Raw genomic sequence first — 12,183 nt, forward strand, 5'->3', positions numbered from 1 at the left:
TTATGGGATGGGTGAAAGTTGCCTATCCTTTCTTTATGTTGTAAACTGTAGAATATGCTATATTAGCAGGTTATAGCAATATGTATTCAGAGGGGATGCCATCAGTGACAGGTGGAATAGCCGATACTTAAAAAAATTGGCTTATCCTCCAAGGTTGCTTTTTCAAATGCTTCGTTTCTCCATGGGTACCAATCCACAGGGTTATGGGCATGTTGGAGCAAGTAGCACTCCACTTAATATAACATATTTTAATATTATTTACGATAATAGTTGTATTAAACCTTTTTGTGAGGTCCATTGTATAGTCTATCCAGTATAAATACTGATAGATACATCCAGAAAATTTTTATAGTAGTGACAGACAAAAACCAGCCTTCTTTAATCCAAATTAAATTTTGTTTGTAACCAGTATAGTAAATTGCGTAAAGTATAAATATAATCAAAGATTTATATCTCAATTTAGGTTTCAAAAAATAAATCAACATCATAAAAATTGATGACAGTGAATAATACACCAAATATAAGCTGTAACGGCTAACTTTCGGATTATTAAACAATGTCGTAGTAAATTGCATAAATCCTGCTACATCTAAACCCCACAATAAGGTAACAACATAAAGTGTAAATAATCCCATGTAAATATATCCATAGTAAGTTATTGGTTTTATACCTTGCAAAATCTTTGAGTGCATCTTTTTACTACCCAAATGAGAATAGGAAAACCAAGCACAGTCATCCATGTCTGATACCAGTTATGGCTATATATACCTAATGCTATAAAAAGTTCTTCGATAATACCATAGATACAACCAAATATAAAATACCAGTAATACTTTAAATCAAGGATAGAAACTAAAAGAGCAGTTGTTGAGACAGAAAATTGTGAAAAAAGATTTCCCGCAAGTACATCATTAAATGGGTCTGAATGCTTTTCTATTATCATTGGGTAATAAGCATACGCTCTAAAAAAAATAAGAATTATCGTTTCAAAATATAGAGTTATACCAACTGTGGTTAGATAGAGGGCAAGTGTTAGCCTTCGTCTTTTCGCTTTAACCATAACAAAAACTAACTGGATTAAAGTCAAAATCCCTAAAAGAATATACCATATTGTGTTTGTCCAAAATGTTGAATTCATAAGTACTCCAAACTAATTTAATCAAGCAGATTTTTTTTAGTTTCTATAACGATTATTATTTGCGTTTTCTATGACTTTTATTTATTTTCATGAAAACATTTAATGCGACAGGCGAAAAATGCTGTTAAATTGATGACGTGGCACCAATGACAAGTTCTTTTAATACAGGTCAGCTATAACCAATAGACAGGAAGATAGGTTTATCTTCTGACTTAGCCTTTTTAAAAGCTTCATCACTCCAAGGAAACCAGTTTACAGGGTTATAGGCATGTTGTAATAAATATGGAGATTTCTCATGGATTAGTCTATTGGCTTGTTTATTAGTTGACATGTGGGCATCACCTTCCTTTCATAATTGTATAGTTTTTTGTGTATAGTAAACAGTTATTGTTATTTACCACCAAACTATTATTTGAAAGAAAGTAATTATATATTCAACTTTAGCTGTGATTGATTTAGGAAGCTCGAGGAGATAAGATATTTTAAAAGTGCCCAATGTTGTAATAATTCTCCAATACATGTGGCTCGCAAGCAGAAATATCGGAATGCACAGAAAGTTGCGAAACTGTTAATAGACCAATGTAATATTCACAATAACTGTTGATGCTGGAAAGTGCTTGATGATTGACAGTTATTTAGGGTATAATAATTCTGGAGGTTGATAATCTATGGAAGAGAAAATCTTAAAAGCAATTGAAGCTTTAACTGGAAAAGTAGATAATATGGCTAAAGATATTGAAGCTATGAAAACTGATATTAGTATGACGAATACTGATATTGGTATTATGAAAACTGATATTGATATGATGAAAACTGATATTGATATGATGAAAACTGATATATCAGTAATAAAGCAGAAGGTTGATGCTATCAATGACCAAACTGCTGACTTGACGGAATTCCGTACCGAAACAAGGCAAAAGCTAGAATTGATTGAAAACGGCATCGAAGTATTGGGTAAGGAAGATTTTAAAAACAAGGTTGAGTTAGTTGAGATAAAAAAGAAAATTGCTAAGTAATATTATATTTATTCATTTTTAAAATTGCTATTAATAACTGACATGTCATCAATGACAAGTCGACCATGTACCCTACTACGAATAGCCCACGGACAAGAATACAGCCTTGCACTTTGAGCTTTTTGATATGCTTCTTTACCCCATGGATACCAATCTACAGGGTTATAAGCGTGTTGGAGTAAGTAGGGCGACTTTTCATTTATCAATCTGTTAGCTTTTCTTGCCTTTGCTTGTTCTTTTTCAGGTAATGTCTTTATTAAATACTCCAATCTTCGTATTTGGTTTTAGTATACCAACATTCCAATGAGAGTATTCAGTAACAAAAAACACCAGCTTATTAGCCTGACGCTCTCTTATTTGTAATATCGCTAACAATATCATTAAATGTGCTGGCAAATTGTTTTAATGCTGTTTCAGAGTCTTAAGCTGGAAGTGATAATAAATCTACTTATCTTAATTATTTTTATTTCAATTAAGAATTTTTGTTGAGGGTTATAAAAAAATTTCAGTTTATAGGGCATACATAATAAAAAATAAGGCAATATTTTTTTCGGGTGATGCTATGTTTAAAAACCATCGAATTAAAAATACTAAAAATACCTTAAACAATAATGAAGCTACTAAAAATTCAGAAAAAGATTGTCTAGTTAAATCTCTAGAGTGAAAGATCAAACGAAGGTACACATAAAAAACAGCGGCATTATTTCAAAATCAGTTCAAGAAGGTGATTAGCAAATATGCTTATACTTGTCATTATAGTATATTCATTATTAGCATTTTTTGAATTTAGGTTCTTATACAAAAAAAACGGTGGAATGACTTTTGGACAAACATAGTATTGGGGAGAAAAAGTGAAGAACAGTGTTTTAAATGCATATTCCGGCACGGATGCAGCCGAAATACCCACTAAGGTTATCCAAGAAACTACAGGAAAAGCTGAATATAAAACAAATTATGTAAAGATAGTAAACATACAATAATGTCTTAATGGAATACTCTCAAAAATGTGAGGGTATTTTTTTAACTTTAAAGTTTTTCTTAACTAAAGAGGTAAAGTGCATATTTTTTAAAATTCAGATAAATAGCAGGTTTGAAGGTTGTTGCCTTTGCAGTATTTACACAAATGACATGTTCTTTGAATACAGGTCAGCTATAGTCAATAGACAGGAAGATAGGTTTATCTTCTGACTTGGTGCATACAAAACCTGATGATAGTACAAATGATTTTGAAAGAATTCAGAAGTCAGAAGTTCATCAATAGTGGCAGATTTATTGAAGTTGACAAAAAGGCAAAAGAGAAAAATAATTGCTCATACATTGAATATTTATAGAAAAAAGAGAAGAGAAAAAAAGATCTCAATAGAGAGTTACCCCTATTAAGACCTAATTTTATTAATTATTTACCACCAAACTATTATTTGAAAGAAAGCATTTATATATTCAACTATAGACAGGAAGATAAGTTTATCTTCAAACTTGGCTTTATCAAAGGCATTCTGACTCCACAGGTACCAGTTAACAGGATTATTTGCGTGTTGTAGTAGATATGGCAACTTTTCTTTCTCTAATCTATTTGTTTTTCGATATTCTTCATTTTTTCAATCATATTTTACCATCCACCAGAACAATGTTAATATCTTTAATCATATTATTTTACCCTGATAAACAGTATATATTAAGTTATATATGCATAAAACTTTCAGATGTTTTTATTAGGAATTTTTATTTAATTTCTCTTGTATCATATTTACATACTCATCTATTACATCTTTTTGGCCATATAATTCTATATATTGTTCCGCGTATAACTTTATCCATTTGATAAACTCTTCATTTGATACTATCGTTTTAATATCCTCATTAAAGAAAGGAGCATATCCAATAAATTCTATATTACCATCGCCAATATAAGATCTCTCTTTTTTTTCATCTTTATCATACCATTCCGACATTCTAACACAGCAATATTCACTAAGACCATATGAATATCTACCTTGCTTACTCAAGTGTCTTAATATTGTATCAACACAATCTAATGGTGAAAAATAATTCTCTATTAATTTTACTTTTTCAGTATCATTATTTATAATTCTACACATATTACCCTCCTATTTGATTACTGGATGAAAATTCGTCAAATTACCAGCATCATCTAAATACCCTAAAAATTTTATATTATTTATTGTTCCTGTAACATATCTTCCAGAAATATTTCCCTTTGCTATTTGATCTTCAAGAAGATGTTTTCCCATCGTATATATCTCTGCATCAGAATATATCTTGGGATCATATACCGTTTTTACATCATTTGCAGGTTTTGACTGTATTACCCCATCATCATATAAAACTTTTATTGGGTTAGTATTACCATTGACTTTAGGTATATCATATTCAACCTCATATATACCATCAACATTTAAATTTCTAGTAATTCTAATGTTATAAACTCCACCTACAGATTTACTTCCATCACCCACAGCTTCGCAAAATTCTTCATAACTACAAAAATCAAGGCCTAAGCTATTTGCATCTTCCTTGAGTGCTTTATAAAATTCCTCCATATTGTGAGCCCCCTTGACTTGGGCACTTTTTCTAATAAGACCTTCACCTTCAACTAGATGTTGATATCCTGGTAATACATTAGGATCAATACCAGCACTTACTAAATCATCAACAGAATATCCCATTTTCATCAAATCATTAGGTGTCTTACCACATTTAAGTAAATTTTTTATAGTATCATTTAAAATAGCCTTTACTATATCATCTATGTCTTTATCATCTACTTTAGGCAAAACCTCAGAAAATATGTCATTTAATGCCGCTTTCATCTGCACACCATTCATTACTTTAAGTCTTTCCTTAATATCTTCCTCCATACTTTTAATACTGCGTTGGTCTTTATTTTTATAAAGATCAGTCAATACTTCATTAAGGCGACATTTTTCTCCTGATACCGCTTGGTCTCCTACAGCCATATTATCCCCCCTAAAATTCGTCTTTTACTGCTACCTATTTTTTCCTCATATATTTTATCATAATGGCAATCTAAAACAAGATATATTAATTTTGGGGATTTGCTTTTATAATTATTATAGTAAATAAAAATAAAGATGTCGACAATTACGAAAAATGAATTTTTCTATATTTACTACTATATTTCTTGACCTCTCAATTTACATTTATTAAAATATCATTATAAATTTAACAATATTATATGTAAAATAAGGTAAAAGTGTTACAATAAATTGAATGGTAAACTGGTTATTGTAACACATATATATTAAAATCAATTAATCTTTTACATTTATCTATCGCAAAATACCGTTAAAACGTTCGTTATTTTGCTCTGCTAAATGTAAGATTAATAGTGATTTTAATATAGTTAATGAATAAGCTGCAGGTCATCCATAATTGCACAAGTTATGGTTTATAAAAAGGAGGGCTTAATATGAAGAAGTCTGAGGCTTTGCAACACTTTTACGACAATTATATTTTCAAAATAAGAGATAAAAAGTTAAATGAATTAAAACTTTATTTTGAAACAAATAAAGACACTCTTGCAAAAGAAATGACTGAAGCATTTAGAAGAATTTGCATTAAAGTTAAAAAATTGCAACTTGATAGCATTAAAGATAAAATTGCCCATATAGAGTTTTCTTTGTTGAGAATAAGGATATTGGAAAAGAGATATAGTTACCTTATTGATGCCTATAGCGGCTTATATTACCTAGATAAAATAGAATGTACATCAGAATATGATGTTACCTGGGCTTTTAAATATCTGGAGGAGTTTCTTGAGGAACTGGAGCAAACCAGGAAGCTCTATATGAATAAAATACTAAGGCCTGATCTCGAAAGAATCATGTTAAATGAAATATCCCATTACAATGAGTATATTGTTAAGCTGGCAAGATATGCACTTCCCGAATCTGTTAAAATTGCCGAGTATAATGATTTGGATAGAAAACAAGTAGTTAATATTTATGTTGGCGATTATAGAACATCTAATGCTATAGTATATCGGGAAGATAACAGGATTAAAAATTCTGGGGATATTAAGTCATGGCTTGAAGGAAAGTATGAAGACGGGTACGAAAGCGAAATTTTAAAAGAACTTGACCTATCGTACGGAGACTATGAGAGCATCAATCTAAGTAACTGTAATTTTAGCGGAAGCAATCTTTCAGCAAGCAATTTAAAAAACTCGTTATTGGTAGGTGCAATTTTTAATAATACTAACCTTGAAGGTGCTAAATTCGAAAACGCCAACCTTAGTTATAGCGATATGAGAGGAGCTATACTAAAAAATGTTGATTTTACAAGGTCAAATTTAAAAGAAGCCATCTTTCTTAGAAATGATATACAATCATTGACACTTGATGACGAACAGAAAAAAAATATAATTCTCGTTTAATAAAGAAACACTTTCTAGTAGTTGCCTTAAGTGACAGTTGGAATAACCTATTGATAAAAATTAGGTTATTCTCCTTATGGCATTCTTAAACTTCTTTTTCATTATTTTCTTGGCAATTCTAATCAAATCAAATATATAATTAATTTCTCAAATGAAAAATAAATTTTCATTAAAAACCATGTTGACATTGACGCTGCGTAAAGGTGTATAGTAATATTGTCAGGAGGTGAGCATATGGAATATACAGTGCAAAAGCTGGGAAAAATGGCTGGAATCAGCACCAGAACACTGCGGTACTATGATGAAATCGGGATTCTTAAGCCGGCAAGGATCAATTCTTCAGGGTACCGTATATATGGGAAGCAGGAGGTCTCACAGCTGCAGCAGATACTTTTTTACAGGGAACTGGGCGTTAGCCTGGAAAACATAAAAATTATTCTGTCAGCACCGTCATTCGACAGTAAAAACGCATTGAGAGAGCATCATAAAAATCTTCTGGCAAGACGGGAACAATTGGACTTGTTGATTGCTAATGTTGAAAAAACAATAGCGGAATCAGAAGGGAGAATTATTATGAGTGATAAGGAAAAATTTGAAGGTTTCAAACAAAAAATGATTGATGAAAATGAAGCAAAATACGGCAAAGAGGTCAGGGCAAAATACGGAGACGAGCAGGTTGAGAAATCAAATAAAATATTTAAAAACATGACAAAAGAACAATATGATGACTTTGAAAAACTCGGTGCAAGTGTTCTTGATACATTAAAGGCTGCATTTGAAACAGGCGATCCAGCATGCGAGCTTGCACAAAAAGCTGCAGATTTGCACCGTCAGTGGTTAAGTTTTGCATGGGGCAGCTATACAAAAGAAGCTCATGCAGGTATTGCTCAAATGTATGTAGATGATGAAAGATTTACAGCCTACTATGATAAAGAGCAGCCTGGTTTGGCAGTATTTTTAAGAGACGCTGTTCTCATTTATACAGGAATGAAAGAATAGAATAAGTATCTTTAGGCGATTGGTAAAAACCAGTCGCTTTTTTTGTACACTTTATTCCACTATTTCCAACCCAATTATTTCAGGTTGAATAAAACATCAATGTCACTTATAATCCTAAATCGAGACATGAACCTGATAGTTGCCTAATCCTTAAATAATCTAAGGAACGGGGGATGCATCTTTTCTTGGGGTTAATCAGCTTTAATTTAAAGCAGTAGGGATACCACTCATCCCGAACCCGTCAGCTAACCTCGTAGGCATTGAGAGGAGGAAATCATTGTGAAAAAGAAGTTTTTTATCATGTTGGCTTTTTTAGCCATGGTGTTGACTTTTACCATTAGTAAAGCTCACGCCGATTATTATACCAATAGCATTTTGCTTTATGAAGGAAAAAGCGGTATTGAGGTTACAAACCTGCAAAGGGATTTGAAAAATCTAGGATACTTTATTGGCGAACCAAACGGGTATTTCGGAAGTTATACCGAGCAAACAGTTATGAAGTTTCAGAAAGATAACTATTTAGCCCAGGATGGCGTTGTAGGACGTAAAACCGCACGAGAAATAAAGGTTGACAGAGTAGCACAGACTGCAAAAACGTATATAGGTGTCCCATATTTATGGGGCGGAACTTCTCCGTCAGGCTTTGACTGTTCAGGCTTCACACAATACGTTATGAAAAAAAACGGTATATCGATATCAAGAACTACCGCTATCCAATATAATGAAGGTATATGGGTTGGGAAAAGTAGTTTGCAGCCCGGTGACCTAGTGTTCTTCTCAACCTATAAGCCAGGCCCTTCACATGTAGGTATTTACTTGGGGAGTAACAAATTTATTCATGCAAGTTCAAGTATGGGAGTGTCAATAACAGATTTCAGCAACAGCTACTTCGCTTCGCGTTATATTGGTGCTAAAAGAATATTAACATAAAATATTCGGTAAGGAGTATGTATGCTATCATGTCTCATCTCCTTACCTTTTACATACTAAAGCTGTTTTTTATCATTTCATCTTTCTTTAGCTACATTTCATAGTAAATTTAATTCTCCGATGTCTTTGAATGTTATTATTTTTGTATAAACAATGATCAATAATGTTTTGTGGTTATGAGAGGAGGATTTAATATGGGAAAGGAAAATCTAGTCATTAAAGGTAAACTTGTTGGAAATAATATTGACTTTGCAAAGGACAACCTTTCTGTATTTGCAGTATCAGAGAAAAACAGAATAACCAGTGCAAAAGTAAATAAGGACGGTACATATGAGCTGACAGTATCAAAAGCTGATGATCTTGAAAGCCTTGAAATCAAAGTACTTCCCGAAAGCATGAAAAATACAGGAAATATAGCAAGCCTTAGCAAGACATTATCAATCAGTGATATTAAAAACCTTATTTCTCAGGAAGATAAGGTTCACAACCTTGATTTTTATATTCATGATAACCTCATTAATTGGTTCAGGCTGATTACCAGGAAATATCGTATGCACGGAACTGTATTCAGTACTGTATATGAGGATGATGGCAATGGTACACAAGTTCCAATTTCGGTAAATCCTGTACCTATGGTAAAAATTGAGTTTTATGAAGTTGATAAGCCTGTCATTAAATTTAAAGCTAGTGAAGAATATATAGGCGAAACTATAACTGATCCAAATGGAAATTATGAATTCAACTTTACATTTACTTCCTTCAGATATCGTAATAGAATTCTGCCCCTTTTGTATGATAGTGTTCCTGATATCCAGGCAAGATTCTATCAATTCATAAACGGATCATGGATCATAATACATGAGGATAAAGTAGACTGGAATATCGGCCAGGATTTCAACCGCTCATATTTTATCGATTCAAAGAAGGTAACACCAGTATCAGTTGGAGCTTCTACTAGCCCACAAAGCGGCTTCCGCTATTTACGGCTTGGACTTATTCCGATTGACGATGAACATTTTAAAGAAGGGTATGTAACAACCAAGCCTGGAGATCCTATTAAAGTTTCTCATCAGCCTTTTTGCGGCATATTGAGAATATATGGCCTTTTTGCAAAGAACAGTAATGTCGTTAAGTACAAGGTTATGTATGCAAAAGCAAGTACAACCAATGTTACAAGTCTATGGAACAATGTTACAGATACTGTTTACAACTGCAAATGGAACAGTTCTACTAGTATCTGGGATATAAAAGCGTTAGGTCCTGACCCGTTAACTGGAATGTATCAAAACATTGATACAGAACCTGAAGGAGATTGGTACGATCACGCCTTAAAGATAACTTGGAATTCTGCAAATCATGCAAACGGTTATTATAAACTTAAAATTATAGGATATGATTCTTCCGACAAACCTGTAGGAGAATACGAAATGCCTATAATAAGAATTGACAACAACGCCCCGGATATTTCCCTTGAGGCTTTGGGAACAAGCCTTGGTGGCGTTACACCTTGTGGATATCTAAAACTAAATCCCGCTGACAGAAAAATCAAGTTCCGCATTAAAGCTTTTGATATTGACGGACATGTTCTAAGATACAGCCTCTCAGGCTCAAGAGGCAAGGATGGACATCCCGCAGGCTCTTCTATTGTTAAGTACAGACCTGACACTAATGCGGGTTGGCAAGGCGAGAATTCAGCAGAGGTGGAATTTACTGTAGATACACTACCAAACGGAATATCAGCTTGCCCCGCTGTAGCATATGGCTTCTGGCTTGAGGTCTGGGGCTTGGCAACTAACGGTTATTCCTCTGTAGTCAATTCACAATACATAAACTTCCATATGAATCTGGTAGTAGCAGAATAAACCGGAATAGAAATTATAGATAGGGACATAGGGTAAGCACGGAATTTCCATTAGTAAGAAAGCATGATGGAAATTCTGTGCATTTTACAGTGTTTTAGAAATTATCATTTTGCCGATATAAACCCCAACCAAGCACAAAATTACATTTAAAAGTACGTTTAGAATACTTGTAATAGTTTTTCCCTTTAAGAATAATTCCACCGTCTCGTTGCTAAATGTTGAAAATGTCGTTAATCCGCCCAATATACCTGTTGTTAAAAAGACTTTCATATTGTCGGATATATTTCCATACCTATAGCTCATCTCCATTATGACGCCTATTAGAAAGCATCCTATTACATTTACAATAAAGGTTCCATATGGAAAGTTGCTTGGCAGTAGTTTTGTTGAGGCTATGGATATAATGTATCTTGCAGATGCTCCTATAAATCCCCCGCAGCCTGCCAGTAAAATTTTGTTCATTTTGTGCTCCTTAAAAATTGTTATACAATCACTGTAGCATCATAATATTTTAAACTATCTAAGTTTGCCTTAATATGCACTATAATAATATAATTATTGTATCAAAAAAGCTTATGAATTTACACCCATTTCTGTTCTTTGATCTTTGATCGAATCGAAGTATATTGATTTATTGATTTATGATTGATCTGGAAATAAAAAAGCACCTTATTTTTAAGATGCCCGTTTCTATAAATCAAGAACTTATTATTAACAGCTGGCTTTAACTTTACTATCTTGGTCCATATTCATTTTATACCACAAAATAAGTTTGCGAAGACCGTACTTCAAGCTTTCTGAAGGCTTAAATCCAAGTATTCTTTCTGCTTTTGAGATATCGGCAATTGAATGTTTTATATCTCCTATCCTCTCCGATTCATATAGTGGTTCTATATTAACTTCAAGGATATCGTTAAACAACATCACTAACTCATTTAAACTAATACTTTCACCCCTGCCTATATTTATCACTTCTGAATTACCTGTCCATTTGCATAAAAGTGCCTGCAAATTAGCAGTTACTATATCTTCTACAAAAACAAAATCCCGGCTTGTAGAACCATCTCCAAAAATAGTTGGTCTTTCTCCCCTAAGCATTTTTGATAGAAAAATCGAAACCACACCTGAGTATGGTGACTTTGGATCCTGCTTCGGGCCGAATACATTAAAATACCTCAACGAGACAATTTCAAGATCATATGAGCTATAAAAGGCTCTTGCATAATATTCTTGCATCAGTTTTGCAGCTGCATAAGGAGATACCGGCTCAGGTAACATATCTTCTTGTTTGGGCAGCTTGGGATTATTACCGTAAGCGGCAGCTGATACAGCTTGAACAATGCGTTTAGTGCATCCGCTTTCAACAGCAGCTTTAAAAAGGTTAACGGTTGCTGTAACCATGCTTTCATTCGCCTTAATTGGATTTTCTATAGAAAATGGCACTGAAGGAATTGCTGCCTGATGTATAATATATTCCATCTTCTCCACTGCTCTTTTGGCAACAATGAAATCTGCCAGGTCACCTTTAATAAATTCTATATCATTAATAAAATCATTTATATTCTCAATCTTTCCTGTGGCAAGGTTATCAACCACTCTTACCTTGTGACCATCTATCACTAACTTCTCTACAATATTTGAGCCTATAAAACCGGCTCCTCCGGTAACTAAGTAGGATGCCATATTTAATCCTCCTTTGTAAGTATGAATTAACTAAAACTCATCATCAACGTTGTATTATATCGGTATAATGACACTAACTAAATTGTTCATTTTATCACTATTCTCTAGTTTGACCTAAGAATTCAATTATACTCA

11 protein-coding genes, 4 pseudogenes and 1 riboswitch are annotated in these 12,183 nt (G+C 33.0%); of the genes and pseudogenes, 6 read left to right on the forward strand and 9 right to left on the reverse strand.

All coding sequences use genetic code 11. From position 1 onward, the window contains the following. Window positions 1-104 precede the first annotated feature (104 nt). The 3 genes and pseudogenes from Bccel_RS28805 to Bccel_RS28810 form a co-directional block, all read right to left on the reverse strand. A pseudogene (locus Bccel_RS28805) lies at window positions 105-233 on the reverse strand (DUF255 domain-containing protein); the annotation flags it as partial. Window positions 234-664: 431 nt separating this feature from the next. Then, window positions 665-1,138: a hypothetical protein gene (locus Bccel_RS31430; RefSeq protein ID WP_242857006.1), complete on the reverse strand. Its 474-nt coding sequence runs from the start codon at window positions 1,136-1,138 to the stop codon at window positions 665-667. Between the two features lie 172 nt (window positions 1,139-1,310). Next, window positions 1,311-1,469, reverse strand: a pseudogene (locus tag Bccel_RS28810) (DUF255 domain-containing protein); the annotation flags it as partial. Window positions 1,470-1,806: 337 nt separating this feature from the next. Here Bccel_RS28810 and Bccel_RS09930 point away from each other — a divergent pair. Beyond that, window positions 1,807-2,157, forward strand: coding sequence for a hypothetical protein (locus Bccel_RS09930; RefSeq protein ID WP_050753333.1), 351 nt, complete (start codon window positions 1,807-1,809; stop codon window positions 2,155-2,157). Between the two features lie 78 nt (window positions 2,158-2,235). Here Bccel_RS09930 and Bccel_RS09935 read toward each other — a convergent pair. Continuing rightward, a pseudogene (locus Bccel_RS09935) lies at window positions 2,236-2,414 on the reverse strand (DUF255 domain-containing protein); the annotation flags it as partial. A 594-nt stretch (window positions 2,415-3,008) separates the two neighbouring features. Here Bccel_RS09935 and Bccel_RS32055 point away from each other — a divergent pair. Continuing rightward, the gene (locus tag Bccel_RS32055; RefSeq protein ID WP_276326185.1) at window positions 3,009-3,137 is read left to right on the forward strand and encodes a hypothetical protein; all 129 of its coding nucleotides are present in this window, start codon (window positions 3,009-3,011) and stop codon (window positions 3,135-3,137) included. A 465-nt stretch (window positions 3,138-3,602) separates the two neighbouring features. Here Bccel_RS32055 and Bccel_RS28815 read toward each other — a convergent pair. The 3 genes and pseudogenes from Bccel_RS28815 to Bccel_RS28820 all read right to left on the reverse strand — a co-directional run. Next, window positions 3,603-3,737: pseudogene (locus tag Bccel_RS28815) on the reverse strand (DUF255 domain-containing protein); the annotation flags it as partial. Window positions 3,738-3,869: 132 nt separating this feature from the next. Then, the gene (gene cdiI, locus Bccel_RS09940; protein ID WP_036947037.1) at window positions 3,870-4,256 is read right to left on the reverse strand and encodes a ribonuclease toxin immunity protein CdiI; all 387 of its coding nucleotides are present in this window, start codon (window positions 4,254-4,256) and stop codon (window positions 3,870-3,872) included. A gap of 9 nt (window positions 4,257-4,265) precedes the next feature. Continuing rightward, window positions 4,266-5,135, reverse strand: coding sequence for a CdiA family toxin C-terminal domain-containing protein (locus Bccel_RS28820; RefSeq protein WP_152965973.1), 870 nt, complete (start codon window positions 5,133-5,135; stop codon window positions 4,266-4,268). Window positions 5,136-5,608: 473 nt separating this feature from the next. Here Bccel_RS28820 and Bccel_RS09950 point away from each other — a divergent pair, with 473 nt between their 5' ends. The 4 genes from Bccel_RS09950 (at window position 5,609) to Bccel_RS09965 (ending at window position 10,365) form a co-directional block, all read left to right on the forward strand. After that, window positions 5,609-6,574, forward strand: coding sequence for a pentapeptide repeat-containing protein (locus Bccel_RS09950; RefSeq protein WP_036947040.1), 966 nt, complete (start codon window positions 5,609-5,611; stop codon window positions 6,572-6,574). 234 nt (window positions 6,575-6,808) lie between these two features. Then, complete coding sequence (locus Bccel_RS09955) at window positions 6,809-7,573, forward strand: MerR family transcriptional regulator (RefSeq protein ID WP_036947043.1); 765 nt, start codon at window positions 6,809-6,811, stop codon at window positions 7,571-7,573. A gap of 130 nt (window positions 7,574-7,703) precedes the next feature. Continuing rightward, a riboswitch (cyclic di-AMP (ydaO/yuaA leader) is annotated at window positions 7,704-7,848 on the forward strand. Window positions 7,849-7,852: 4 nt separating this feature from the next. Beyond that, window positions 7,853-8,503: a C40 family peptidase gene (locus Bccel_RS09960; protein ID WP_050753334.1), complete on the forward strand. Its 651-nt coding sequence runs from the start codon at window positions 7,853-7,855 to the stop codon at window positions 8,501-8,503. Between the two features lie 194 nt (window positions 8,504-8,697). Then, entirely contained in the window at window positions 8,698-10,365 is a 1,668-nt protein-coding gene (locus tag Bccel_RS09965) for a hypothetical protein (RefSeq protein WP_036947046.1), read from the forward strand. Window positions 10,366-10,449: 84 nt separating this feature from the next. Here the strand turns inward: Bccel_RS09965 and crcB are convergent, their stop codons facing one another. Next, window positions 10,450-10,827 carry a fluoride efflux transporter CrcB gene (gene crcB / locus Bccel_RS09970; RefSeq protein WP_036947049.1) on the reverse strand — a complete coding sequence of 126 codons (378 nt, stop codon included), beginning with the start codon at window positions 10,825-10,827 and terminating at the stop codon, window positions 10,450-10,452. Window positions 10,828-11,076: 249 nt separating this feature from the next. Continuing rightward, entirely contained in the window at window positions 11,077-12,048 is a 972-nt protein-coding gene (locus Bccel_RS09975) for an SDR family oxidoreductase (protein WP_036947052.1), read from the reverse strand. Between the last annotated feature and the right edge of the window lie 135 nt (window positions 12,049-12,183).

The sequence above is a fragment of the Pseudobacteroides cellulosolvens ATCC 35603 = DSM 2933 genome, assembly GCF_001262605.1.
Lineage (GTDB): Bacteria > Bacillota > Clostridia > Acetivibrionales > DSM-2933 > Pseudobacteroides > Pseudobacteroides cellulosolvens.

Excerpts from the sequence above, each read along its gene's own strand:
- Bccel_RS31430 (WP_242857006.1), bottom strand. The coding sequence starts at position 1,138 with ATGAATTCAACATTTTGGACAAACACAATATGGTATATTCTTTTAGGG.
- Bccel_RS09930 (WP_050753333.1), top strand. The coding sequence starts at position 1,807 with ATGGAAGAGAAAATCTTAAAAGCAATTGAAGCTTTAACTGGAAAAGTA.
- cdiI (WP_036947037.1), bottom strand. The coding sequence starts at position 4,256 with ATGTGTAGAATTATAAATAATGATACTGAAAAAGTAAAATTAATAGAG.
- Bccel_RS28820 (WP_152965973.1), bottom strand. The coding sequence starts at position 5,135 with ATGGCTGTAGGAGACCAAGCGGTATCAGGAGAAAAATGTCGCCTTAAT.
- Bccel_RS09950 (WP_036947040.1), top strand. The coding sequence starts at position 5,609 with ATGAAGAAGTCTGAGGCTTTGCAACACTTTTACGACAATTATATTTTC.
- Bccel_RS09955 (WP_036947043.1), top strand. The coding sequence starts at position 6,809 with ATGGAATATACAGTGCAAAAGCTGGGAAAAATGGCTGGAATCAGCACC.
- Bccel_RS09965 (WP_036947046.1), top strand. The coding sequence starts at position 8,698 with ATGGGAAAGGAAAATCTAGTCATTAAAGGTAAACTTGTTGGAAATAAT.
- crcB (WP_036947049.1), bottom strand. The coding sequence starts at position 10,827 with ATGAACAAAATTTTACTGGCAGGCTGCGGGGGATTTATAGGAGCATCT.
- Bccel_RS09975 (WP_036947052.1), bottom strand. The coding sequence starts at position 12,048 with ATGGCATCCTACTTAGTTACCGGAGGAGCCGGTTTTATAGGCTCAAAT.